This window comes from Actinomycetota bacterium, from assembly GCA_030019255.1.
Taxonomy (GTDB): Bacteria; Actinomycetota; Geothermincolia; order Geothermincolales; family RBG-13-55-18; genus Solincola_A.
This window is the reverse complement of the sequence record JASEFK010000015.1, coordinates 20220-45904: the sequence shown is the minus strand read 5'-3', so window position 1 is coordinate 45904 and position 25685 is coordinate 20220. Positions and strand designations below refer to the sequence as shown.

At 62.3% G+C, this 25685-nt stretch carries 18 protein-coding genes and 1 tRNA gene; 8 read left to right on the top strand and 11 right to left on the bottom strand.

Annotated features, from left to right (window positions below):
- Positions 1–646 precede the first annotated feature (646 nt).
- Entirely contained in the window at positions 647–1624 is a 978-nt protein-coding gene (locus QME84_11170) for a histidine kinase dimerization/phospho-acceptor domain-containing protein (protein MDI6874824.1), read from the top strand.
- Positions 1625–1705: 81 nt separating this feature from the next.
- On the opposite strand, the gene QME84_11165 is transcribed toward QME84_11170, so the two are convergent.
- From QME84_11165 to QME84_11155, 3 genes are all read right to left on the bottom strand, one after another.
- A complete protein-coding gene (locus tag QME84_11165) occupies positions 1706–2092 on the bottom strand; it encodes a gamma-glutamylcyclotransferase (protein MDI6874823.1) in 387 nt (128 codons plus the stop codon).
- 1 nt (position 2093) lies between these two features.
- Positions 2094–3773: an FAD-binding oxidoreductase gene (locus QME84_11160; protein ID MDI6874822.1), complete on the bottom strand. Its 1680-nt coding sequence runs from the start codon at positions 3771–3773 to the stop codon at positions 2094–2096.
- A gap of 251 nt (positions 3774–4024) precedes the next feature.
- Positions 4025–4714, bottom strand: coding sequence for a hypothetical protein (locus QME84_11155; protein ID MDI6874821.1), 690 nt, complete (start codon positions 4712–4714; stop codon positions 4025–4027).
- Positions 4715–4971: 257 nt separating this feature from the next.
- Here QME84_11155 and QME84_11150 point away from each other — a divergent pair, with 257 nt between their 5' ends.
- The 4 genes from QME84_11150 to QME84_11135 all read left to right on the top strand — a co-directional run bounded on the left by QME84_11150 (position 4972) and on the right by QME84_11135 (position 7704).
- The gene (locus QME84_11150) at positions 4972–5847 is read left to right on the top strand and encodes a metallophosphoesterase family protein (GenBank protein MDI6874820.1); all 876 of its coding nucleotides are present in this window, start codon (positions 4972–4974) and stop codon (positions 5845–5847) included.
- 49 nt (positions 5848–5896) lie between these two features.
- Positions 5897–6664: a HEAT repeat domain-containing protein gene (locus QME84_11145; GenBank protein ID MDI6874819.1), complete on the top strand. Its 768-nt coding sequence runs from the start codon at positions 5897–5899 to the stop codon at positions 6662–6664.
- Positions 6665–7156: 492 nt separating this feature from the next.
- Entirely contained in the window at positions 7157–7438 is a 282-nt protein-coding gene (locus QME84_11140; protein MDI6874818.1) for an HU family DNA-binding protein, read from the top strand.
- Positions 7439–7627: 189 nt separating this feature from the next.
- Positions 7628–7704: transfer RNA gene (locus QME84_11135), tRNA-Lys, on the top strand.
- Positions 7705–7884: 180 nt separating this feature from the next.
- Here the strand turns inward: QME84_11135 and QME84_11130 are convergent.
- From QME84_11130 to QME84_11120, 3 genes are all read right to left on the bottom strand, one after another.
- Positions 7885–8991 carry a 4Fe-4S binding protein gene (locus tag QME84_11130; GenBank protein ID MDI6874817.1) on the bottom strand — a complete coding sequence of 369 codons (1107 nt, stop codon included), beginning with the start codon at positions 8989–8991 and terminating at the stop codon, positions 7885–7887.
- Between the two features lie 283 nt (positions 8992–9274).
- Positions 9275–11431 carry a S8 family serine peptidase gene (locus tag QME84_11125; GenBank protein MDI6874816.1) on the bottom strand — a complete coding sequence of 719 codons (2157 nt, stop codon included), beginning with the start codon at positions 11429–11431 and terminating at the stop codon, positions 9275–9277.
- A gap of 70 nt (positions 11432–11501) precedes the next feature.
- Positions 11502–12497 (bottom strand): uroporphyrinogen decarboxylase family protein, encoded by a 996-nt coding sequence (locus tag QME84_11120; GenBank protein ID MDI6874815.1) that lies wholly within the window; start codon positions 12495–12497, stop codon positions 11502–11504.
- Between the two features lie 1296 nt (positions 12498–13793).
- Between QME84_11120 and QME84_11115 the strand changes: the two genes are divergently transcribed.
- From QME84_11115 to QME84_11105, 3 genes are all read left to right on the top strand, one after another.
- A complete protein-coding gene (locus QME84_11115) occupies positions 13794–14324 on the top strand; it encodes a hypothetical protein (GenBank protein MDI6874814.1) in 531 nt (176 codons plus the stop codon).
- Complete coding sequence (locus tag QME84_11110) at positions 14321–14662, top strand: cupin domain-containing protein (GenBank protein MDI6874813.1); 342 nt, start codon at positions 14321–14323, stop codon at positions 14660–14662. Before QME84_11115 ends, QME84_11110 begins: the two co-directional genes overlap by 4 nt.
- Before the next feature lie 329 nt (positions 14663–14991).
- Positions 14992–16572 carry a long-chain fatty acid--CoA ligase gene (locus QME84_11105; GenBank protein ID MDI6874812.1) on the top strand — a complete coding sequence of 527 codons (1581 nt, stop codon included), beginning with the start codon at positions 14992–14994 and terminating at the stop codon, positions 16570–16572.
- A 23-nt stretch (positions 16573–16595) separates the two neighbouring features.
- On the opposite strand, the gene QME84_11100 is transcribed toward QME84_11105, so the two are convergent.
- The 5 genes from QME84_11100 to QME84_11080 all read right to left on the bottom strand — a co-directional run bounded on the left by QME84_11100 (position 16596) and on the right by QME84_11080 (position 25634).
- Positions 16596–17495, bottom strand: a complete 900-nt coding sequence (locus QME84_11100; GenBank protein ID MDI6874811.1) for a metallophosphoesterase — start codon at positions 17493–17495, stop codon at positions 16596–16598.
- Between the two features lie 144 nt (positions 17496–17639).
- The gene (locus QME84_11095; protein MDI6874810.1) at positions 17640–20915 is read right to left on the bottom strand and encodes an ATP-binding protein; all 3276 of its coding nucleotides are present in this window, start codon (positions 20913–20915) and stop codon (positions 17640–17642) included.
- 723 nt (positions 20916–21638) lie between these two features.
- A complete protein-coding gene (locus QME84_11090; protein MDI6874809.1) occupies positions 21639–21917 on the bottom strand; it encodes a hypothetical protein in 279 nt (92 codons plus the stop codon).
- Positions 21805–24585 (bottom strand): hypothetical protein, encoded by a 2781-nt coding sequence (locus QME84_11085; GenBank protein MDI6874808.1) that lies wholly within the window; start codon positions 24583–24585, stop codon positions 21805–21807. Before QME84_11085 ends, QME84_11090 begins: the two co-directional genes overlap by 113 nt.
- A 545-nt stretch (positions 24586–25130) precedes the next feature.
- Positions 25131–25634: a nitroreductase family protein gene (locus QME84_11080; GenBank protein ID MDI6874807.1), complete on the bottom strand. Its 504-nt coding sequence runs from the start codon at positions 25632–25634 to the stop codon at positions 25131–25133.
- Positions 25635–25685: the final 51 nt, after the last annotated feature.

The window sequence follows — 25685 nt, the reverse complement described above, 5'->3', positions numbered from 1 at the left end:
CTCCGGAAGTATAGGTGAGCCCTCGAGGTCAATAACCCCGTAAGGTGATTCTACGGAACCTCCGCAGGACAAAACGGGCGACATCGCAACCAGCAGCAGGGCAACGGACAGGAGCCTTGCAATCCTTCCCATAAGGCCTCCGATCGGGAGTTGTGATCCGTCTCCACCCGGGTTAAGGCCACCGCACAGGCAATCCCATTACGGGTACGGCCGAAAAGCCGGGGCGCCGCGGGCCGAGCCCGCCTTTCCTCACTCCCGGGATCGAACTGGAATTCCCTTCCTCCAATTCAGGGGCCGCGCATCGCCGGGCGACGCCGCCTCATGAAAACGCGGAACCGGCTATCCCTCGATACCTCGTCTTTTCGCCCTCCCCGATCCCGCCTCGCAAGCACCGCTACAACCGTCATTATAATCGCACCGCCGCTCATGCGCCCCTGAGAACGTTCCTGCGGGATATATAATCAGGACATGAGAACAGGTCCTGCATCCAGCGGGATGGTAAGGGGGAGAAGCGCTTTCGGCAGGCGCCTGCCCCTCCTCCCCCTGACGGCCCTCGCCCTCCTCGCGCTCTCCTGCCTGCTCCTCGCCGGCTGCCGGGAGAACGGCGCGTAAAACGGGTAAAATATCATGGAGAGAAAGGGCGGGCATGAGAACCTCCTACAGATACCGGTATGCCGTTTGGGGTTTCCTGCTGGCCGTGGCCTACACGGCCCTGCTCTTCGTGCTCCACTACCTGCTCTCCTCCGGCGGTCCCGCCCAGCTGCTGCGCGAATCGCCGGCGGCGGTGATCACCGTCCTCCTCAATCTGCCCATCTGCCTGCTCTCCGGGTGGCTGCTGGGGTCGGAAAGAGACCGGCGCGCCGAGATGAACAGAATCCTGGAAAGGGAAAGGGACCACCTGGAGATGGCGGAGAACCTCTCCCGTCTGCTGCGGAGAGCGGAGGAATCGCGGCGCATGGCCGGGATAGCCGCCCGGGAGATAAAGCACCCCCTCACCTCCCTGGTGGGTTATTCACTGACCCTCAGCCAGTACTGGGAGAAGCTGGATGAGCAGCAGAAGCGAGATTTCCTGCATTATATCCGGGTATCCGCCACCCGCCTGGAGGGGATGATCAACGACCTCTCCCGGATACTGGAACTGGCCCACGAGCCCGCTCACCAGGAAACCACCACGGTAAACCCCTCGGAAGCCCTGAACGAGGCGGCGGCCCTGGTGGAGGACATCTACTCGCCGCGCGGAACCCGGCTAAACCTGCGCCTCCTGAGCGATGTCCCCGTCATGCAGGTGGATCCCTCCCGGCTCTTCGACCTCCTGTACAACCTGCTGGACCTCGCCATGCGCTGCTGCCGGGAGAGGGGTATGGTCTCCGCCTGGTGTTCCGTGCGGGGAGAAAACCTCGTCCTTCACGTGCGGTGCCCTCACCCGGCCCTCGACCCGGAAACCCTGGGTGTCATCGACGTCTGGCCGCCACGCCAACCCGAGGGGGAACTTCCCACCCTGGCCATGGAGTACCGGCTGGCCTCCCGGCTGGCGGAGGATATGGCCGGGAACCTGCGCATGGATCACTCGGATAAAGTCGGCCTATCCCTCTACCTCACCTTGCCCCTCTCCAAAGCCGGCTAAGCTGTCCGCCCTCCGGTAGTCTCCTGCCAGGGCATCGATTATCACGGTGGTGGTGAAAGGGGAAACCACGCGAGCAAGGGTTCAAACCGTGGCCGGCCAGTCGTTTCCGTAATAGGGCTGCGCGTACGGCGGCGCCTCCCGGTAGAAATAGACGATAGCTTCCACCCGGTGCCCGTTCCCGAGTACGACCTCCGCCTCTCCCTTTTCGAAACCGGCTTCCCCCTCGATGACGTCTATGATGCGCATCATCTCCTCGTAGCACCCCTCCAGGGGGACCAGGAGCACCCCGTTGATCATGGTCTCGTCCTCGCCGCCCGACCTCACCAGAAGGGGATAGCCGAAGGGCGTCTCGTAAAGGCGACCCGGAACGCAGGCCGGAATGGCGTCCCTGACGGTATGGCTTATGTGGCGGAACATCTTCTCGCCCGGCTTAAGCGTCCCGTACACGAAGATTGGCGTCTCTTCCATCTCAACCACGCGGTAGAAGCTTTCCCGGATTCATAATATCGGCAGGGTCCATGGTCTTCTTGACCGCCTGGAGGGCCCGGATGGATACTTCCCCCACCTCCCGGCTCATCCAGGGAGCGTGCTCGTAGCCCACGCCGTGATGGTGGCTGATGGTTCCCCCATGCTCCATGATGGCCTCCGAGGCGGCCCGCTTCACCTTCTCCCACTGCTCCTCCTCCTTCCCCTCCCCGGCCATGGGGGCGAAAAAGGTGTAGTAGAGCGAGGCCCCCTCCCGGTAGGCATGGGAGACGTGGCAGGCCACCAGGTTCTTGTCCCCCCACTCCGAAAGCGCGGAGCGGATGGCGCTCCGCACCTCGCCGTAGAGGTGCAGGAGATTGTCCCAGGTGGTGGCGGTCTCCAAGGTGTCCACCATCACTCCCCAGTTGATGAGCTGCTCCCGGAAATAGGCCGTCTCGTGGCGGCTCCGGTACCACTGCTTCCCGGGTCCGGTCCCCAGGTGGAAGCCCCCCAGCTGCCGGCAGAGGCGGAGGATGAGAGGCCTCAGGTAATCGACCTCGTCCGCGCTTCCCTCCAGCCCCAGGACCATGAAGGCCCCGTCGTCGAAGGAATACCCACGCCGGGCCAGGAATCTCAGGGCCGCGTCCTCGGCTCTCCTCTTCCACCGGGGACCGGTGGTGCTTCTGAAGGCCTGGGCCAGGGCCGTCTCCGTGCGGTCGGAGAGCCGCACGCAGGTGGGCACCAGGCCCTGCTGCATCATTTCCCGTATGGCGGAAACCCCCGCGGCGAAGTTGCGGAAGATGAGCCCCCGGTAATCCAGTACCTCGGGCAAGGGCCTTATCCTCATTAGGGCCTCGGTTATCACCCCCATGTAACCCTCGGAACCCACGCACAGCTGGAGGATGGAGGGACCGGCGGCGCTGGAGGGGACCCGGCGCGTGTCCACCACCCCGCGGGGGGTCACCATGCGCAGGGCCAGCACCATGTCCTCGATATCCCCGTAACCCGTGGACTGGCGCCCCGAGGCCCGGGTGGCCAGCCAGCCCCCCAGCGAGGAATGGTCGAAACTCTCCGGGAAATGTCCCAGGGTAAAACCGTGGGGGTTCAGCTGCTCCTCAATCTCCGGCCCCAGCGCCCCGGCCTGGATAAGAGCCGTATGCGAGGTGGCGTCCATGCGCAGTACCCGGTTCATGCGCGCCATGTCCAGGCTGATGTAGCCTTCCTTGTCCCCCATGGGCTCGACCCCTCCGGTGACGCTGGAGCCTCCCCCGAAGGGGATGACGGCCAGGTTCTCCCTCTCCGCCAGGCGGAGGATCTCCACGATCTCCCCTTCCCCGCGAGGCCAGACCACCACGTCGACGGGATGGCGGATGAGCCTCTTGCGATAGCGCAGGAGGTCTCTGTAGCTCTTTCCCATGGAATGGCTCACGCGCTGGAACTTGTTCGTGGACACGTTCTCCGGGCCGCAAAGATCCCGTAGTTTTTCAAGGGTTTTCTCGCTCAGCCTTGGCTCCGGGATTTCGACCTCCTCCAGGGTGGGATCGGTGAAGCGCTCGCTGTCCAGTGGCATGCCCAGGTTCTCCCTCAGGAAGGGCATGATGTTCTCCCGGTTCTCTACGTCGAACCTCTGGTCCAGGTTCCCCCATCCCCACCAGCGCGTCCTCCCCTCCACGTAATCCGACATGGTACTCCTCCCTCTCGAAACCCCCTCCGGTCATCCGAAATATTCGAATTCCAATCCACGGCACTTGCGGACCCACGGCTTCCTTCCGGATGTCCGGCTCCCGCTAGGCCCGCTTGAAAGGCTACTCTCCAAGGGCCTGGTCCTTGTACCGCGCCGCATGCCCCACGGCGCATTCGAAATCGTGTTCGGTTAGCGCAGCCGCCAGGCCCTGCTCCAAAAGCGGAGTGAAGGCGTTGCGGCTGCGAAACGGCCTAGCGCGCCGACCCCGCTTCCCGCTGAGCGGCCTTTTCCGCTTCCGGGGGAAGCTCGATGTGGATCTCGGCGTTGTAATCGTAGGCCTCCATGTACATCCTGCTCCGGTAGGTACCCAGCTGGGGGATATCTCTCATCTCGATAGTCATCTCCATCTCCCTTATGAGATGGTCCTCCTTGCCCACCAACAGGCGGAGGGTGGCACTGAAGCCCTCGGCGGCACCTTCCATGGCCGACATCCACTCTTCCATCTGGCTTCGGGCCTCCTCCCCCGCCTGCTCCCGGAAACGTTCCAGGGAGCGGAGAAGGAATTCCTTGCCCAACACCAGGACCATCTCTTGAGCATCCTCTCCCTCATCCCGGATGGTGGCCTCCTCCACCGACTCAAGGATCAGCTGCAGCTGCTCCTCGCTGATGACCCCGGTGGCAAGATTCTGGGCCTGGTACTGGGCCAGGCTGGTCTTGATCCATCCCTGTCCAGGAATTTCCTGGTAGAAATAATCCCCGTAGATATAGGCCTCGGTGGTAAGACTTCCCATGTCCATGCTCATGTGCTGGTTGGTGTGCCCCTCCACGTTTTGCACCTCGGACTGCACGTCCATCCGCAGGGTGCCGGAATCGGAGGCCTCGCCGCTCCCCGCGCTCATCTCCATGTACCCCCGCATGCGGTATCCACTAAGCCCGGCCATAGAACGAATGGATTCTTCCAGGAGTGGAAGCACCTCCGCCTGCAGGTCGGCCTTCTGCGGCTCAAGGGATCCTTTCCCTCTGCAACCAGAACTTACGATGGCCAAAAGCAAGATCGTAAAGAACAGGACAAGCTTCTTCATTTCCTCTCCTTTCCTCGCTTAAATCATAAACCGAGGAGCCTCAGGCGTCCATAAAACCGCCTCCACAAGGCATTACCTCGTGGGCTGCCTCCAGCTTCGGTGATGGAGAAAGCCCCGTGTTCCACGGGGATAACGGGAAATTCGCCGCTTTCATGGCCTTCATGCACGCCCGGGTGGGAGACTCCGGTTACCGCGGATATAATATGAACCAGGCGAAGGGGGCGCGTTTGAGGTACGCCATATTCTCGGACATCCACTCCAACCTGGAGGGGCTCGAAGCGGTCCTCGCGGAAGCCGTGCGCTGCGGGGCCGATAGGTTGCTGTGCTGCGGGGACATAATCGGCTACAACGCCGACCCCGCAGCATGCGTGGAACTGGTGCGGGAAAAGGGCGTGCGCTGCATCCGCGGGAACCACGAACGCGGCCTTGTCGACCTGGAGGCCGGGAGAGCCCCCAACATGAACCCCCTGGCCAGGGAGGCCTTGCTGTTCACCGCCGACGTCCTTCCCGAGGAGCACGGTCGCTGGCTGGTATCCCTGCCCGATGTCCTCCGGGTGGACGATTGCTTCTACCTCTTCCACGGCTCTCCCTCGGATCCCGACGAGTACATATTCGATCCCTTCGAGGCCGCCTACGCCTTCAAATCTCTGGTCTCCGACTACCAACCTCCGGCGAACTTCCTCTGCTTCATAGGGCATACCCACGTCTGCGCGGCTTATGCCTTCGACCCAGAGCGGCGAATGGTCCAGGAGCTCGACATACAACCCGGCGGAAGAAAAGACATCCGTCCCGGCTTCCATTACATGTTCAACGTCGGAAGCTGCGGCCAGTACCGCGGGGGGATACCCGCGGCCACCATGGCCGTCCTGGACCTCGATGAGATGTGGGTTGAATTCCGCTTCCTGGAATACGACTACCGGCGCACCCAGGAAAAAGTTCTGGCCGCCGGGCTTCCAGCCCCCCTGGCCATGAGGCTGGGTATGGGTGAGTAGGAAGTGATAGAATGGGTTTGTCATGAAAGGCAGGGAGGATTTACAGAAAATGGCAGCCAGGGGAGACCTGCGCTCCCTGGTGGAGGCCATGGGTCATCCCCAGCCCTATATGCGCATGGCGGCGTCCGATATCCTTGCATCCCAGGGACAGAACGCCCTGCCCATTCTCATAGAAGCCCTCGCCCACGAAAACCCCGACGTACGCAAGGGAGCGGCGAGGGCCCTGGGCCTGATCGGGGACCGCCGAGCCGTGCGCCACCTCCTGGACCGCCTGGATAAGGAGAATTCCGGCGTGGGACAGTTCATCGTCGATGCCTTGGCGGAGATAGGTGACGTCCAGGTGGTCCCGGTCCTCTGCAGGACCACCCGCAGCCATAACCTTTCCCTCCGTTACAGCTCCGTCCGGGCACTGGGCAAGCTGGGAGACCGCCGCGCCATCCCCTTCCTCGTCGAGGCCCTGGGGGACACGGCCAGCATCGTGAGACTGCGCGCCGTGGAATCCCTCTCCGCTATGGGCGAGCCCACCTTATGGGTCCCCATAAGCGAGATGCTCGCCGACCAGTCCGCCGGGGTGAGGGCGGTTGCCGCCCGCGTCCTCGGGGAAATGCACTGCATGAGGGCCATTAACTACCTGCTGCCCCTCCTGGAGAGCGATATCGAAACCGACGTACTGGAGGCGGCCCGGGCCCTGGGCAGGATCGGGAGCAGGAAAGCCGTCGAACCCCTGATAAACGCGCGGGAAAGGGAGGGAAGGGAGCGGGTCATCCGGGCCATCGATGAAGCCCTGCAAGCCATCGGCGAGGCCTCCCAGGATTGAAAACGCACCGGGAGCCACGTGCGTCCTGCGATGTACAACTGTCTATTCGATAGTTTCCTCCGCTCGTTTCTCCGGATTGCGAAAGCCGCGTACAAATAGCCACACATCCACCAACTATACCTATCCTATCCCCCGCCGTCCAAGTCGAGCGGCCTCCGGGCTTTTTATCCTCGAACCCGAACCCGCTTTCCGTAATTCGCCGGCCTACCGCGTAAGGCGTTCTCCCTCGCTTGCCCGCCCCAGACGACGGCTGAACCTCATATTTCCCGCTCCTTCCAGCGGAAACCCGGTTGCCGTACCAGGCAAAAGCAACCTCAAGAACAGCTTGAACGGTCTTCTTACCGTCTTCCCACCGGTGGAACCACGGTTTTTGGCTTTTTCTTAAATCATGCCGGAAAATAACCTTATTCGGGTTTATTATGGATAAATAAAGGAAAAAAGATAATGAAAGCGAATAAATGTATTGAAAATAAACGGAAAAGGAGGTGAACCATGAACAAGGCGGAACTGATCGACGCAGTGGCCAAGGGCACCAAGATGAGCAAAAAGGACGCCGCCGCAGCAGTGGACAGCACCATCGACATCATCACCGGCGCGCTGAAGAAGGGTGAAAAGGTCACCCTGGTGGGCTTCGGCACCTGGGAGGTGAAGAAGCGCGCGGCGCGCAAGGGGGTCAACCCGAGAACGGGTGAGCCCATCAAGATCAAGGCTACCAAGGTGGTGTCCTTCAAGCCCGGTGCGGCCCTGAAGAAGGCGGTCTCGGGTAAGAAGTAGAAACGTACGCACCACGCCGAAATCAACGGAAGAATCGCTTCCATCAAGCCGCCCCGCGAGGGGCGGCAATTTTTTTCCGGCGAATTATTTTCCGGCGGGCATATAGGATTCCTTGACGGCCATGTGGGTTCGGGGACTATGCCCCGACGGCTTGCGTTTTATCTTGGCGGAACTCATAATATATGCCGTGCGCCCGTAGCTCAATTTGGCAGAGCAGGGGACTCTTAATCCCAAGGTTGAAGGTTCGAGTCCTTCCGGGCGCACCAGTATTTTCGAATGAACCACGTGTTCCCGTGAACACCCTATCCATAAGAGAAAAACTTTCAGGACCGCGGCGGCCGCCCTGATGAAGAAGGGAAGGCTCCTCGCCGGATTAAATCCCTGGAGTCACGAGGAGCCCCGGCGAATGACGATGAGAGCCGCCGAAAACCGAGCCTTAATCCCCTTTAGGATCCGCCTCGGCGCTTCTCCTTTCCCTCCAGGATGGCCAGGCCCATGTCCACCACGCGCTCGAAGGGTTCCTCGCGGTCCTCACGGAGGACGATGGAGATGGCCTCCGCGGGGCAAGTTCCCGCGCACAGGCCGCAGCCCAGGCATCTCTCCCGGTCCACCACGGCCGTCTCCTCCACGCGCACCGCCCCCACCGGACAGCGCTCCAGGCAGGCTTCGCAGGCGGTGCATTCCTCCGCGTCCACCACCGCCTCGAAAAGGGCGTTGAGAAAATAGTGCTTGTCCATGTCCCTCTTGGTGATCCCCTTCATGGAGGCGCAACAGCAGGGGCAGCAGTTGCAGATGTTGGAGAGGTGTTTGGTGTTCACCCCCGCGTGGACAAGCCCGGCCTGGTCGGCCTCGCGCAATATCTTAAGGGCTTCCTCGGCGTCGATCTCCCGGCCGATACCGTTCTCTATGTAGTACTCGGCGGCGGCACCGAAGCTCAGGCAGGTCTCCCTGGGGTAACGGCACCCCCGGCCGGTCAGGGCAGCCTCCTTACGGCAGATGCAGTCGGCCACGGAGATCACTCGCGCCTTCTTCACCTCCTCCATTAGGTTGAGGTAAGGGTAGGCGGTCAGAGGCGCCTGGACGCGCTCCCCGATAGGGAGGACCTTGAAGCCGGGAATACCGCTGGCGGCCATCTCATCCAGGTAGGCGGTTTCGTAATATTCCCGGTATAGGGACGCCAGTTCCTCGTCCATCTTCTCCACGGAATACTCGTAGAGCCCGATCATGAAAGGGGCCGTGTTGTAGTAGGTGCGTCCGCCTCTACGGGCGCGGAAGATCAATCCTTTTCGGGACATATCCTCCAACCTTTTCGCAAGGTATTCCGAGTCCATCCCGGAACGCGAGGCGATGGACTCGGCGTCCTCGGGCAGGGGCGAAAGGAGCACCGCCAGCTCGGCCTCCTCTTCGCTGAAAAGCCTCTTCAGGATGCGCAGCTCTACCCCGCTCGAAGTGGAAGGAAACCCCAGAGGCATCCGGTCCAGGAATTCCCGCAACTTACGATAGACTTCGTCCCCGCTCACCTTGACTCCCTTCTTCTCCCCGCGAGCCTCCATCCTCTCCACCCGACGGCCGGTGGGAGGCACTCATCCCGGCGGGTCGGCGGCCTATGGATTCCCCGCGACGGCCCGGAACGCTCCCTAACGCCTGGCATGGCGTAAGTGCACTTGTAGTCCCCTTTTCTCCCTCCAAATGATGCCGGACCCCTTTAACCGGAAAGCGAGACCTGCTCGCACGACCCTGCAGCCGTTTCCTCAAATGTGCAGCCATCTTTAAGGCGGCCCGGAATCACGAGGGTCACCGCGATCAATGCTCATGAACGTGCAGGTAACCTCGCCTCTATCTTCCCTGGATGACCAGGGCATAAGGCTGCGGCGCCAGGGGAACGTTCCAGGCTTTCACCTCCACCGTGTACTTTCCAGGTCTTCCGGATACGTCGATGACCACGCGTTCCGTGTTGTTCAACGGGTCCCTGGAGCGCCTTCCGTTGGGATAGTAAGACTCCCCATCGGGGCCGATAACCCGGAGATCGAGGTCGTTTACCAGGCGCATGCGGCTCTGGGGAAGTGAAGGATAGTCCGTCCAGGCCAGGGTGACCCTCAACTCGCTCATGGAACGGACCTCCACACGATATATACGCGTGTCGCCCCCCCTCAACCCCCTCACGTCGTCCACCAGCCTGAGCCACGACGACCGGTTCCCGGTCCAGGAACCATCGGGACGGCCCCACCCCTCAACCGGGTTGGGGGCGCGCGGCACCTCCGGGCTTTCCTCGCCGTACTGCCCCGGGTACAGGTCCTCGGCCCCGTTCACCAGGAGGGCTCTGATCAGGGCTGCCGAGGGTTCCTTTCCGATGCGGGTGCGGACAGCTCCGCGTAGGAGGGCGGCCTCCCCGGCCAGGATTGCGGCGGCCAGGCTGGTCCCGAAGGCCCAGGTCAATGTGCCTTCTCTCCACTGCACCGTGGTGGACGATCCTTCCTCGCTCAGAGGAGTGGGCACCGGGATGCCGGTGGCCGGAGCCACCAGGTCCGGCTTGATCCTCCCGTCGTCGGTGGGACCCCGGGAGCTGAAAGCCGCTATCCCACGGGTATCGCCCACGCTGGCATCCTTCCCCAGGGGAAGGGCGGAAAACCTCCCCGGGAAACTTTCGTCCAGTTCGCTGTATGTGGGGTTGTCGTCCCCGGGATCCTTTCCGCCCTCGCATCCCCCAACACCTATGACGTTCTTGGCGCAACTCCCCCCAAGGAGGCTTCCCGCGTCCACGCGGCCGTCACCATCCGCATCCGTGCCCTCGTTTCCCGCCGGCTCCACGATGAGCATGTCCGGCCGTCTCCAGGCGAAGGCATCCCGCTGGAAGGAATAGGTTCCGTATCGAACCAGTGATTCACCTCCCTCCGGCACGCTCCCGCCCAGGAAGACCCGGGCACCCCTGGTATAGGTGTCCTCCAGCAGGGAGTACATGGATACCGGAAGCTGAGGGATTCCCAGGCCGTAGCCCGTGGCGTAGAGGATAACCCGGATGGGCTTCACTTCCGGCTGCTGCTCGTCCAGGGTATCTCCGGCCAGGAGTACCATCGTCGTCGCCGTCCCGTGACCCGGTAACCACGGATCCCCGCCACCACGCATGGAAACCCTCTCCACCACCCTCCCGGCCAGCCAAGCGGGAAGGGCGTTGCTGGAAGGGTATTCCAGCCCGGTATCCGATACGGCCACCGTTTCCGGGAAACCGGTCGTGCTCGCCACGGAAGACCTTCCCTCATGCGCCGTCCCCCTACCATCAGGCACATTGACCTCACCGGTCCCCGGCCCCACAAGGGAAGGCAGGGTTCCCGCGCCGTAGAGGTCCAGCCATTCCACCGCCGGCAAGGCGGCCACCTCTCTCAACTCCTCCACGGGAAGGCGCATGACCACGATCCCGCACCAGTCGTCGCCGCCCCAGGCAAGGATTTCCAGGGGCATGGTCCGGAGGGCTTCGAGAACCGGCCCCAGCAGGCGGGCGTCGTAGAGCTGGGCCAGCGCCGTGACCTCCCCTCCCTGCACCAGTCGTAGCTGCAGGACCGGCGAGATTTTGTAATAGGGCTGGTAGAGACCGCTCCAGGAGATGAAGCTCAGCCTGCTGACCTGGGAGAAGACGCCGGCGTCCATGCCCGCCACCAGGGTATTGTTGGCCAGGTAACCCCTCGGTTTCGCCCCGCGGCTTTTGATTTCCTCCAGCCAGTCCTCCCTTATGGGTCCCGCGCACTGCACCAGGTAAAGGGCCTCCGTTCCCGCTCCGGGAGCATCCGCCCGGAAGGCGGCCGGAAGATCGGTGACGTCGAAAACCCGTGGGTAGATGGCCCCGTTCACCAGCAGGATGGGGAGGGATTGGGAATCCACGGCCAGCGCCTTCGGCGGGTTGACGAACAAGGTGAGAACCAGGCAAAGAAGCGTAGCGAGCGCCGCGGTCTTTCTCCTTCTCCCCGGTCGGCGAGGCTTTAGGGGGCGAGGGATCTTCATGGAAACATTAAGATCATCCCTTCTCCAGGGATGAAAGACGACAAATGTCCGGAACCGAACGCCCATGATCTCAGAAACCTTCCAGCGGTTTCCAGTTCCTGGTTTCCTCCACGAGGACGTCAATGTTCACCGGTGGCGCATCCGCCGGGAGAAGGCAGCCGGTGGACAGGATGAAATTGGGGTGACGGCGCATGGAGCGCAGCGCCCGGCGCGTCTCCCAGCGAACGTCGTCCTCGCTGCCCCTGCTCACAGTGCGCTCCCCGTCCAGGTTTCCCATGACCAGCATGTTGCGGGGCAGCTCCTCCGCGGCCCGGGAGGGCTCGGTCTCCGGGTCCAGTAGTATGCCCTCCGCACCCGCGGAGCCGATGTCTCCCAGCAAGCGGGTGACGTCCCCGCAGATGTGGTAAAAGCAGGCCGATCCCGCCGACCTCACGATGCCGAAGAGGGCCTTGAGGTAGGGTCGGTAGTGGCGGGCGAAGGCGCGCTCCGGAAGCTCTCCGGCGGCCGGATCGACCACCACCACCAGGTCGGCACGCGAGCCCAGGGCAGCGGCGTAGGAACCGACCACCGCGGTGGCGAAACCTAGAGCTTCCGCCAAATCCGCCTCCGTGTTCAGCTGGGAGGGCCAGCCGTCCTCACCCGCCAGCCGGTCGATAAGGGTAAGAGGGCCGGTAGCGAAAGTCCCCCAAAGCACGTCGTCTTCCCCCGCCAGTTCTTCCAGAACCCTCAGAAGGACGGGCATTCTTCCCGCGCTTTCCGGATCGGGAGGCTCGAGCTCCAGGAAGCGTTTCAGCCTGGGGAGGTCCTGCCTGGGGAGGCTCGGAGGACAGTCGGGATGAAAATCGACCTCCAGCCCCAGGGCTTCCGCCTCCACGGTCAGATCCATGAGCGTGAAGACGACGTCCGGCCCGAACCGCTCCTTGAAAGAGCGCAGGGCCCGCACCTGGATTTCCGCCTCCCGCGCCGCGTCCCCCACGGAGACTCCCGCCAGCCGGGCGGCCACGGCTCCGCCCGGCAGGGCTACCATGCGCCGACCTCGGCTCAGGACGAGGTCGAAAAGGTTCATCTCCCCGCCTCCCCCCGCTCGCTTGCTCGAAGAAGTGCTTCTTCTCCTTCTTTTTCGCCGCCCGGCCGCACCTCAGGCCACTCTCCATGTGTGGTTCCCAGGAAAATGATACTCCAACCCCATCCCGAGGTCATTTCCCCGGGAAACCCATACGCGTAATACGGAGCGGCCCTGAGGACCCGGCAGCGTACGAACCAGGGACACACCGCGGCAAGCGGAGCCCCCCGCCCGGGACGGATAACCGGTGGCGTCCCCGTAAGCAGGGACCATCGCGGCCCGCCCCTGCAAGCACTTCAAGCAAGGCAGGAGATTCCGGCCCGTCTATCGGATACTCACGGGTGCCGAGGCTGGCCGCGTGCGGGATGGGAGAACGCAGGGGATAGAGGGAAGTGTTCCCGCCAGCGCACCCTTGACCCACGAGGTCGGCTGTCCGCTACGCTTACCGGGCGCGCTGGTTACGACCTTTCGGACGGCCTCGCCGGGTCAGGCAAAGTAAAGGTCCGGCGGGAGAAAGGGTTTCTTCCTTTCCTCCCGGATGGAGCTGCGATTAAAGCGCAAGCCCCCGGCACTACCGCAGCGGGAACAGAAAAGGCTCCCGGGGGAAGAAAGCCTTCCGCATAGGGGACAGCAACGACCGCTCCAGGAAATCAGGTGCCCCATCACTTTGGCCTTCGTTATATGTCGTCTCAACCCCGTGACTCCTTCAGGGACGCCGTTGCCGCACTTCCGCCTTATGGGGCGCCACGCGGACTCCACCGCCGCCAGGCTTTTCCCCGTTTATAAACCTCCTCGCGAAGAATTTTGTTCGCACCCGGACCATAATGGCATCGGACATTCGGTGGATTCCTTGCTGACTGACTCCTGATCCTCCGATCCTCCGGCATGGGCCCAGCCTCTTATGTCTTCAACCGCGGCCCGCTGGGAGCATATCCCCTTCCCCTGCCGACGGCGCAGAGGACAGGGGGTCCAGGGGATACAAAGGGTATATTCCCGCGGGAGCCTGGAAACCAGTTCGCGGGAGTGGGTCAAGCTGTTCGAGAAAGGGAAGGTGGCCAATCGTCGTGAAAGTCCCTGGTCCCACGGGGCGGAGTCAAGCGGAGCAAAAGATATTCCTCGGCAGATTTCCAGCTTCTTCCTTCGCAAGCTGCTGTGCCATACGGGCAACAGGTGGTAAAATCCTTGTGAACCGTCGGAAACGGGAGCCGCGAACGGGCTTGCCGGGAGTGATGTGGTTTGGAAGGTTTGTCCCGCCATGGCCGTGAATCTTTCCTCCTATGGCGCGCAGGGCAGGTGGCCGTGGCCACCGGATGCCTGCTCTGCATAGTGTCCACGCTTTTACTTCCCTGGTCCAGGGCCCAGGCCACCTGGAAGGAAATGCCTCTCCTTGGGGACGTGGAGCTGGGTTCTGTCACCGGAAAACTCACCGACAATACTACCCTGGCGGTCATTGCCGTTGTCCTTGCCGCCACCGGGATCCTGAGCCTGGCCTGGAAGCCCCGGGGCTGGTTGGTGGCCTTGATAGTCTCCGGGCTTCTGGCGCTGGTATTCATTGCCTACCTGGTGAGCATCACCACGGAGGCCTACGAGACCCTTGGTTTCTACAGGCGCCTGCTTGATGCCCTGCGTGACGTCCCCTACCTGGGAGCCGTTGCGGGATGGATAGAGGAAACGGTGAGGAAGAACGTGGTCTTCTCCGTGAAACCGCTGGTTGGATTCTACCTCTTTCCCGTTTCCGCCCTGCTGGCGGCCGCGGGCGGTGTCCTGATGCGCTTTCGACCCGAAAGGACAGGGGACGAAAAAACTCAATCCTGTATAATTGGTCCATGAAGATCGTCCATTACACCGAGGTCCCGGCGGAGAACCCGGGAGCGGAGACCAGGGGGGTGACCATCCGCTGGCTCATCTCTCGAGAGGACGGGGCTCCCAACTACTACATGAGGGTCTTCGAGATCTCCCCGGGAGGTTATTCACCCCCGCACCGCCATCCCTGGGAACACGAGGTCTACATCCTTTCCGGGGAGGGTGAGGTGGTGGGCGAGGAAGGAGCGAAGCCGTTGAGGCCGGGGACTGCCGTCTTCGTCCCCGGGGATGAGCTGCACCAGTTCAAGAACACGGGCCAGCAGCTTTTGCGCTTCATTTGCACCATCCCTTCCTCCGGGACCTGAAGCACGGAAAAGGAGGGCCCGGCGAAGACAGCCGCTCCTACCGGTTCGTGTCGGATCGGTCGCCTGCCGGTACGGCACCTCCGCTGATGGCTGAGGTCGGTGAATTCAAGCCTTTCGGATAATGGGCTGCGCCCTCTTTGCCGGACGGGTGGTTTATCTTTCAGCCTTCTTGAAGGGCTTGTCGTGAAAGCGGGAGTCCCCGCGAAGGTCGGGGGTTGTATTCGCCCGGAAACCCGCGTCCGGCATGATTGAAGGCCTTGGACGGCTATCGAACGTGTTTCGGAGCCCGGAGTACGGCGAAGTGGCCCTGAAAAGGCATGGAGGGAGAGATGGAGCTCGAGGAAATCCGGTTAAGGAACATGCGGCAACTGACCATCGGCGAGATGGTCTCCCGCAACGCGGCCAAAATGCCCGGCAGGGAAGCCGTGGTCTTTGAGGGGAAGCGCTTCACCTACCGGGAATTCGACTGCCGCACCAACCGCCTGGCCAATGCCCTTGTCGGCCGCGGCTACCGCAAGGGCGACAAGCTCGCCCAGCTTCTCTTCAACTGCAACCAGCTGGTGGAGAGCTATGTCGGGATGGCCAAGATGGGAGGGGTTAGCGTGCCCCTCAACTTCCGCCTCAAGGCAGGAGAGATACTCTACCAGCTGGAGAACAGCGCATCGCGGGCCCTTCTCTTCGGGGAGGAATTTGTTCCCGTGGTGGAGGAGATACGCGCCGCCGCACCACACCTCGATTATTTCTGCGTGGGGAACAACGTCCCTCCTTTCGCCCGGCCCTACGAGGAGCTCCTGGAGGAGGGCGGCGACGGCTACCCGGCGGTGGTGGTGGAGGATGACGATCCCGCCTTCATCATGTACACCTCGGGTACCACCGGAAAGCCCAAGGGTGCGGTTCTCACCCACAAGAACCAGCTCATGAACGTCATCAACTGCCTCTTCGAGCTGTCCAAGGAGCTGCCCTGGCAGGACCACGAAAGGGTGCAGTTCGTGGCTCCACTCTTCCACGAGGCGGCCCTGGCCCTGGCCCTGGTCACCCTGTACGTGAACGGCACCCTGCTCATCCTCCGCTTCTTCGAGCCCGACAAGCTCATGCGGCAGATAGAGGAGGAGGCGGTGACCGTGACCTTCATGCCCCCGGTTATGTCCACCTTCGTCCTCAACTCCGTGGATGTCCGGGCCTATGACACCTCCAGCCTGCGCATCCTCATCTCCGGCGCGGCCATCCTGCCCACGGAAACACGCAAGCAACTGAACCTGGCTTTTCCCAACGTTTCACTCTTCGACGCCTTCGGGCAGACGGAGATGAGCCCGGTCACTACCATCCTCAAGCCCTCCCAGGCGGAGAGGCACCCCGCTTCCGTGGGCCAGGCGGTGATCAACGTGGAGATCCGCGTGGTTGACGACGAGGACCGCGACGTGCCCCCGGGCGAGGTGGGGGAGATAGTGTACCGGGGACCCACGGTGATGAAGGAATATTACCGCGACCCGGAGGCCACCGCGGAAGCCCTGCGGGGAGGCTGGTTCCACTCCGGGGACATGGTGCGCATGGACGAGGAGGGGTTCGTCTACGTGGTGGACCGGAAAAAGGACGTCATCATCTCCGGCGGAGAGAACATTTATCCCGCGGAGATCGAGGACGTGCTCTACCGGCATCCCAAGATCCTGGAAGCGGCAGTCATCGGCGTGCATGACCCGGTTTGGGGGGAAGCGGTCATGGCCGTGGTAGTCCCTAAGCCGGGTGAATCCCTGACCAAGGAAGAGGTGGTGGAGTGGTGCGCGGAGCACCTGGCGGGATACAAGAAGCCCAGATACGTGGAGTTTATGGACGCCCTGCCGCGTAACGCGGCCATGAAGGTGGTGAAGGGAGAACTACGCTCGCGCTACGGCAAGGCTATTCGCTATGACTGAACCCGGCCAGCTGGTTCCCAGCCTCAAGTGAGGCCGCGGCCCAGGAAATCCTCCTCTTCCAGGGTGTGGATGACCTCCAGGCAATTTTTTACCAGTTCCTGGTATTTATGCCTGTCGCCTCCCAGGTAACCCACCGGGCAGCGCACCGCCCTGATATTCCCCACCAGAATGTCCTTCCGGTCGTGGATGTGCCCGGAAATGGATATGGTTACCTTGGGGTGGGCGGAGAGAATGCCTCCGGTCTCCCGTGACCCGGTAAAGGGTATCCCCTCCACGGAAAGCTCCGCGAAAGGCGGGTAATGGGTGACCACCACTATCTCCCTTACCGACGCATCGCGGCTGAGGGCCTCCACATCCTGGTCCAGGCGGAGGTTGAACTCCCTGGCCACCTCGGCGTCCGCCCTTTTCGCCGGCCCCTCTCCGGGCTGTGCGAAGTTGGCGATGTCCGCCCAGCAGGCCCACCTGCTGTCGTTCCACACGCTATCCAGCAGGTAGTGATGTTCGCGCGGGAAGGCAAGGCCCATCTCCCCCGCGCCCAATGGCGAATCGTACCAGCCTATGCTCCCCGCGAATCCCACCCCCCTGCAGACCACGGGTTCCATCCAGAGGGGGATGAAGTCGTTGCGCCGGCAGGCCTCCGGAAGGTAGAAATAATACTTCTCGTAGGAATCGTGGCCCAGGCCCTGCATCTCCTCGGACAAGACCCAGATGTCCTGGTTTCCGGGCACGAAAAGCTTCAGCCCGCGCAGGCCGGAAAAACAGTCCAGGGCGTACTCCAGATCGCCGATCTCCGGGCTCACGTCTCCGGCCAGCACGAAGACGTCCGGGTCCACCATCTTCAGAACTTCGGCGAGGTAGGGGACCAGTTCCCAGTTGCGCTGGGAGATGTCCACGTGAAGGTCACTGGTGTAGGCAATCCTCAAAACGGCCTCCCCTGCCGCGCCGGTCGGCCTGCCCCTCTCTCAAGCCGGTCCCGCGCAGCAACTCCACTGAACCCAGGCCCCCGAAGCTCCGCCCCAAAACCCCCTCGGGACCGGAGGGCATGGTGGGAGCTCCGTGCCCGACGTTCACGCTTGCAGGGCATCCGCGGGATAACCGGACCCGGACATGCCTCCCTCCGGCTGCGGTATCCGGACGATGAAGGTCGAACCCCTGCCGCGTTCACTGTGGACCTCTATCCTTCCCCCCAGGGCCTCCACCAGCCGCCTGACGAGGTACAGGCCGAGCCCCATCCCCTTGATGGTCCCGCGTTCCACGCCCTCTCCCTTGCGGAAGGGCTCGAAGATGAGGTTGAGGCTCTCCTCGCTGATCCCCGGGCCCTGGTCCCTGACCCCGAGCAGGACCTCCCTGCCCTCCTTCCTGGCGAACACCTCCACCCGGGTGCCGGAGGGAGAGTATTTAACCGCGTTATCCATGAGGTTGAAGAGCACGATCTCCAGCTTGTCCCGGTCCGCCAGCACCGAGCGCGCTTCTTCTGCGATATCCACTTCCAGCACATGGTCCGAATTGCGGGCCTGCAGTTCCTCCACCAGACCCTCGAGGAGTTGTCCTACGTTAACCTCCTCCAGGTCCACGGGCAGCTTGCCGGACTCCAGACTGGAGATCTCCATCATGTTGACCACGCTGCGCCGCAGGCGATCCGCAGCCTTGCCCAGCTTCTCGATTATCTCCCTGCTTTCCGCCCCGTCCAGCCTGTCCCGATAGTCGCGTAGCACCTCGGAGAAGCCCATGATGAGAGTAAGAGGGTGCCTTATCTCGTGGGACGCCAGGTTGATGAGATCGGTCTTGGTCCTCAACTTCTCCTCCTGGCGGCGGCACATGTCCTCGAGAAGCCGTATCCTGGACTGCAGACCTTCCACGCGCAGCGGGGTGGAGAGGACTTCTCCCAGTATCCTGGCGGCGTTCTCCACCAGGCTAGCCCCCCTTTCTCCGAAGGTGCCATTCCTTTCGCTGCCCACCAGGACGAAACCCTTGAAGCCCTCGCCGACCAGGGGGAAGGCGGCGTAGGATCTGATCCCCTTCCTGGCCAGAAGGTCCTCGCCGGGCTCCTGAAAGAAGGCGTTGAGGTTGTTGCGGGCCAGGCGGCCCAAGCGGGAAAGGTTCAGGGGGATCCATCCCTCGCTGTCGGCGATCTCGTCCAGGAACTCTTTCTCCAGCGGGCCTCCCTTCCACCATCCCATCTTCCTGGTCCCCGTCTTTCCCTGGAAGGAGAAGACGGCCAGGTCCAGCCCGATGCGTTCCCCCAGCTCCTGATAAAACGCCGCGCACGCCTCCTCCACCGTCGGAGAAACGGCCAGGCGCCTGGTGATGTCCAGCAACGCCCGGGACTCCACGGCCAGCCCCTCTCCGCGCTCCCTCTCCCGGAAAGCCTCCATCACCGTGGCCGCCTGGCCGGCCAGGAAGTAGGCCAGCCGCTTCTGGTATTCCATGAAATCCCGCCCCCCGGGAAGGCGCTCCAAGAGCAGGGCTCCCAGGACACCCCTTCTTCCGGACAGGGGGATGGCCAGACGCGCGAAATCCGCCGCCGAGCCGCCGTTTTCCTCCTCCCCGGACTGTACCAGGTATCCCTTCTCCAAGGCCTCCACCAGCTCCCTGCGGGCCAGCAGGGAGACGTCCGCTTCCTCCACTCCGCTTCCTGTTTCCAGTATCCCCCGGAAAGTGCCCCCTTCCCTGTCCATCACCAGGACAAGGGCACGGTCGCACTCCAGGAGCTCCCTCGATCCCCGGGCCAGCACCCGGAGGGCGCTCTCCAGGTCCTCACAGACCGAGAGCTCCCCCTCCAGTTCCGCCAGCCTCTCCAGGGCCCGCCGGTAACCCTCGGCAAGCATCCTTTCCCCTACCCCTTCGGAGAGTCCAATGATCAGGTACATGAGGGCGGGGAGCGCCTCGATCTCCGTCCTGGTAAGCCGGGCATCGCTTCCCAGGTAAAATCCACAGAGCAGGAAGCGGTCCTCCTGCCTCGCGGGCACCAGGAGGAGCGTCAGCCCTTCGGCCAGGGCTTGCTCGGCGGCGGGCATTTCCCGCATCGCCGGATTATCCGGCTTGACCACTGCCATGCGGCGGAGGCTCGCCGCGGTGCGCTCCAGCCCGGGGGTGGTGCGGAACAGCTTCTCCCCTCCGTAAACGGAATCCGAGAACCACAGGAACTCCCTCTTCCCGTCGTCCCCCTTCCCCGCGTAGGCAAAGGACATTCTGGATGATATTTCCAGGGAAAGGAGGCGCAGGCAGGAGGAGATAAAATCCCTGACCTCCGGGGACTGGCGCGCCAGGCGCACGAAATCCTCCACCAGGGAGGAGATCCCGGCCCCACCGGCCGGACGGGAACTCGCCGGGCTCAATTCCTCGCCTGCCAAGAGGTCGCCCAGTCGGTGGGTGACCCGTGCCAGGAGGTCCATATCCTGCTGTCCCATGGCCGTGTAAGTACGGCCGAAGAGGGTGAGGAGACCCACCAGGAGTTCGTCCCGGAATATGGGGGTGAGGAGAAAGGACTTCACCTGGTTGGCGTGGAAGTACGGCTTGACCGCCGGGAAAGCCTCGCTGATGCGTCCCGCGTCCAGGCTGAACTCTCCCTCCCCGGAATTCCGTATCTCCTGCAGGTAATCAAGCAGTCCGTCCTCGAAGAGCTGTTCGATGATGTCCGGCATCCCGCCCCATCCGCGGGAAGCCATCAGGGCGGTTGACCTCTCCCCTCCCGAATAACGCACCCGGTGGATGGTCCCCCCCTCCATGTTGAGCATCTTGATGAGCAGATCTAGGCTCAGGGAGGCGGCCTGCACCACATCCGCCCTGGCGATGAGGTAGTCGGAGAGGATACCCAGCTCGACCTCCGGCCTACCGACCCCCTCCCTCACTTCCTCCATCCTCTCCTCGGCGGAGAACATCTCCACCAGCTTCTCCAGGACCACGCTTATCGCCGCCGCCTGGAATGACTGGGGGTCGGGAAGGGGTCTATCCCGCGGCACGCTTATCACCAAGGCCGCCCGCAGATAGGCGTGGCTCCGAATGGGGAAGAGGATGAGTTTCTCCTCGGTTTCCCTGGCCAGCTCGTCCAGCCCCAGCTCCGAGAGGACCCGGCTGTCCAGGGTCAGGAAGCGGCGAGCTGCCTGTCGGGAAATCCATTCCACGGGAAGGAACCTTCCCCGCAACGATTCCCGCTCCCTCTGCACCAGGTTCCACGTCAGCCGGGGCTCGAGGAGCGAAGAGGATGGCCGCCGGGAGAAGAGAATGGCCCTCTCTCCGCCCACCGCGTCCACCACGCTTCCCAGGACCTCCTCCAGGGAAAAACCCTCCGAATACCTCCTCAGTACCTCCCGGTAGAAATCCACCGCGTCCTTGAGTTCCATCACCAACCCGCCCTTCCGTAAAAGATTCAATACTTCACTTCCAAGGGGATGTCCCTACGACCGAGGGCTTCCAGACGCGCGACATCTTCCTCCTCTATTTATAAATATTTAACTTCCAATCGTTCAGTCCTTCCCCTAAACCGTTTCCCGTGCGGTACGACGGCGAGCGGACCAGGGAAATCCGCGGCGCAAACCTTCTCTTATCTCGGACGGCGACCGCAAACGGAAAGTCCGGTTACACTCGTACATCTTCACGCTTCGGGTGAACGTTTTGATGGAAGAATCTGGAGGCGTTCCTGCTATTTTCATTCAGCCGTCAGTCTGCCCCCTCCCCCGGCAAGGCAAACCCCCTTACTACTCGTCCTTCAACCTCCGGCGCCCGCCACCTACGATCTCCGGAAAGCCGAGAGTCCCACGAAGCCATAGGGTCGCCTCTCCCGATTATACCCCAAGCGGCAGGATAGGGGATCACTAATGTTTCTCTCCTTTTATGGGGAGATTTCCCCAAATCTACCTGTTCTTTATACGAACCCATGTGCTGAAGGCCGAAGCCTGCCGCATCGTCATGGACACGGCACGCTGCCGGCTATCCCTGTTTGCCCGACCTCCAGGTCACCCCTTTTTACCACCTGATTTCCGGGCTGGACAAACAAAAGGGCGGACTGTTGCTCCACCCCTAAGACGCCCTTTCCCCACAGCCTCCGGGCTGAGGAATCGCGGAGATCATCCCACCACGGGGTATCTTCTGAGGACGAAGGAGAGGCCCAGTATGACCAGGATACAGAGAAGGGAAAGGACCCCGGAGACGAACACGCTGAGATTCGAGCCCTTCCGGTAATTATAGGTGGGCGGCGTCTGGTAGACAAAGGTCAGCCTGTTGACCTCCGCGTCATCCACCCTTCCCAGGATATGGTCGAACTCCTCGCCCCGCTCCTTGATGGCCTCCAGTTCTCCCTGCGTGAGATAGAGCTGGGCCAGGTTTTCCGCCAGTCCCGCATACATCACCGCGGTCCCTTCGGAGGTGGCCTGCGTCAGTCCTTCCTTGACCTTCTCCACACCGCTGTTCACCTGGTCGGCCCCGTACAGGAGGGTGTCCGGAGAGGTGGTGCTTCCCAGCCCGGTCACCGCCTCGCCCAGCCCGGCGGAAATCATGATCAGGCCTTCCTTGATGCCCGGGGCGCTCATATTCCCCGAGGAAAGGCCGTTCTTCACCCGGTAAAGCCCGTTCTGTACCTGAGCCATGGCGTAAAGGAGGGTGTCCGGCGCTTCGACATCGCCTATGCCCGCCTTCATGAGCTCCAGCCCGTTCTGTACCTGAGCCACCGCGTAGAGCAGGGTGTCCGCAGCGGTTTCGCTGCCTATGCCCGCCTTCATCTGGTTCAGGCCCATGTCCATGGCCGACATGGCGTAAAGCAGGGTGTCCGGGGTAGCGGGAGAGCCGATGCCCGCCTTCATCAACCTCAACCCCATATCCACCTGGGCCACGGCATAGAGGAGGGTGTCCTCGAACACCGGTGAGCCTATTCCCTGGAGCATAAGGTTCAACCCCCCCCTGGACCTGGTCCACAGCATAGAGCAGGGTGTCCGGCATCCCGGCGTCGCCTATACCTGCCTTGAGCATCTCCAGTCCTCCCTGCACCTGGGCCACCCCATAGAGCAGGGTTCCCGGTATGGTGGGAGAGCCGATGCCCTCCTTCATCTCCTCCAGGCCGCCCTTGATCCGGGTCGCGGCGTAGAGCAGAGTGTCCGGGGTGGCAGGAGAGCCGATGCCAGCGATCATCTGATCGGCTCCCCCCATCATCAACTGGCACCCATAATGGATGGAGGGGTTGTTCGGGTCGGTGCTTAAAACGATACCCTGCTCCAGCTGGTCCACAATGGGGCCCGTCCAGGGGGCCAGGATACGGATGAGATTAAGCCCTTGATAAATGGGCCCGTCGGTAGAAGTGTTCAACCATATCTCGTGCAGACCATCTCTTATCTCCTGGATACCCTCGAGCACCCCGGGGTTGGCGGGGTCACCGCTGGAAAGCCCCTTGCTCAACTCGCTTATCCCGTAGAGGAGGGTATCCGGGATGGTCTCGCTACCAAGGCCTTCCAAAATCTGGTTCAGGCCATCGGCCACCGCAGCCAGCCCGTAGAGCATGGTGTCGGGCGTCGAGGATGAACCGATGCCCGCCCTGGCTTCCTCCAGCCCGCCCTGCATGGTGGATAGGGCATAGAGCAGGGTGTCCGGGGTAGTGGGAGAGCCGATGCCCTTCTTCATCTCCTCCAGACCCCCGGCCATCCGGTCCGTGGCGAAAAGGAGGGTGTCCGGTAATGCGGCGTCGCCGATCCCCTGGCTCATCTCCTCCAGTCCCTTGGAGGCCTGGTCCACGGCGTAGAGCAGGGTGTCCGGTTGGTCTTCCGACCCCACCCCGCTGAGCATCTCGCCGAGTCCCTGGCGCATGGCAGCCATGGCGTAAAGAAGGGTATCCGCAACGCCAGGGCCACCTATGCCCGCCAGCATCTGGACCAGGCCTTTGGTGGCTTCGCTCACCCCGAAAAGCAGGGTGTCAGGGGTGGAAGGGTTCCCCACGCCCTGGACCATCTGGTCGACTCCTGGTAATAATTGGGAGTCAAGGTTGACCTTGGCGTAGGGGAGACCGCTCCGGGTATCGGCCATCCGCCGCAGGCCGTCCAGGATGGCGGAGGTCCCATATAAAATCGTGTCCTCCTGGTCCGGGCTCCCCAGGCCTTCCACCCCCTCCAGGAGTCCCTCGTGGAGCTGTTTGACGCCGTCGAAGAGCTGCTCCAAGCCGGCTACGAACTCCGTGAGGGTATCCCTCTGGTTGGTCCGTGGAAAGGTGAAGTTGACCGAGAGCACCAGGGGTGGAAGCCGGAAATCCTTCACGTCCGCCTCCACCCAGATGGTGTGGCTCTCCTCGGTGGCCGGCGGGAAAAGGGGTATGGACCATCCTACCTGCCAGTGGTCCGGGAAGGGGATGGCCACACCGGTGGGGTCGGCTTTCAGGTTGAAGAAGACGTCGTTGTCGAAGTACCAGTCGTAGGGCAGGATGACCAGGGGGAGATAGACTTCCACCTCATCTTCCCTCGTCTCGCCCGTCTCCGGATCCCTGTAGCGAACTGATCTCGGTTCCTTGCTGGTGTTGGTCATGGTGAGCTCGAGGCGGAAGCGGCCGTCCTTTCCGGTTATGGACTCGGGGTCCTCCACCTCCCGGCCGTCAAGGAAGTAACGGTATTCCAGGCGGAGGGGTATCTTCATCCTCACTTCCTCGGCCGTAGCCCCCTTGAACTCCATGGAGCTCATAACGTTGCGGACGCCGTCGACTTTCAGGTTGCGCCACACCAGCTCATCCCCCTCCAACCGGGGCACAGTGAAACCGTGCACTCCTTGCCACCTTCCGTCTCCCTCGAGATCGACGTGCTTGGCCACATCCACGCTTCCCCGACCGGTGAGGCCGAAAAAGGTCACGATCCTGCCCTTCTCCACCTTGCCCCGGTGATCGGTTTCCAGGATCACCGCCTCGGAGCTCATGATCTCTATTTCCTCATCCTCACCGCTTGATTCCGCTCCAGAAGCCGGGAAGACGAAGATAAGGGTCAAGCCCACCGCCAGGGTGAGAGCCATGGCCAGAATCCGCCGCGCCTTTTTAAAAACACCCCTCATCGACTCCACCTCCCTGTCGCCTCCGCCTTCATCACGACCAGAACGCTTGATCCCGCCGATATCCCCTTTCCGTCGGTGCCGTCCTCGGAACCTTGAACGATATAGCCGGGAGTTCATGCACAGAAGGCAAGTTCCTACCCTTTCGTGTCAGTCTTTCTTTTAAAGCCGGTCCGGCCTCGCAACCCCCCTAAAGCCAGGACTTTCTCCTCACCTTTCATGTGCCCGGTATACGGGCATCGCGAAACACTGGCCCGGAAAGCGGATTCTGACGTTTTCCGCACGTTTTACGCGGTAATCGAAAATGCCCCCTTGTTCTCCCTCTTGCCGTCGTGAACAAGCTTATCGGAATTAATGAAATATGACAAGTTATATTTTCTTATATCGGAGGCGTGGCACTCCGCGGGAATCCTCCACCGCCTCCCCCTTTCAAGACTTGCCTCCGCGCCGCATGTCTCCAGGGGAGTGCGAAAAGGGTGATGGTTCCAAGGATGGAAACCAAAAGGTGGAGCAGAAACAAAGGAAGCGAGTGGGCTTTCTTTATCCCGTCAATATCTCCTGTATATCAGCTCGTCAAGGGCCTTGCGCTCCCTGCGGGCCGGACTTTCGGCCGGGTATCCCACGGCGATCACCGCCATAAGCTCGAATTCGGGAGGGACTTCCAGTAATTCCCTCACCCTTTCCTTTTCGCGGAGAATTTCGCCCAGCCACACGGCGCCCAGTCCCCTGTCGTGCGCCGCCAGGAGGATGTTCTGGATGAAGGCCCCCACGGACATGACATCCTTGTCCCGGTCGTAGGACGAAGAATGGTCAAGGAAAACGGCGATGAGCAAAGGCGCTTCCGCGACGATGGACGAATAGCGGGTGCAACGCGACAAGTCCGCGGCCTTCGAGCGGTCCTCCACCAGGACCACCCTCCAGGGTTGGTTGTTCAGCCCCGAGGGCGCCCAGCGCCCCGCTTCCAGCAGGGCATGCGTATCCTCCTCGCTCAAGGGACGGTCCAGGAACCGGCGTATACTCCTCCTCCCCAGGATGACATCCCTCAACTCCAAGGTCGACCCTCCCGAGAGTTCGCTCCCCGATTTCGATCCTTTATCCGGGCC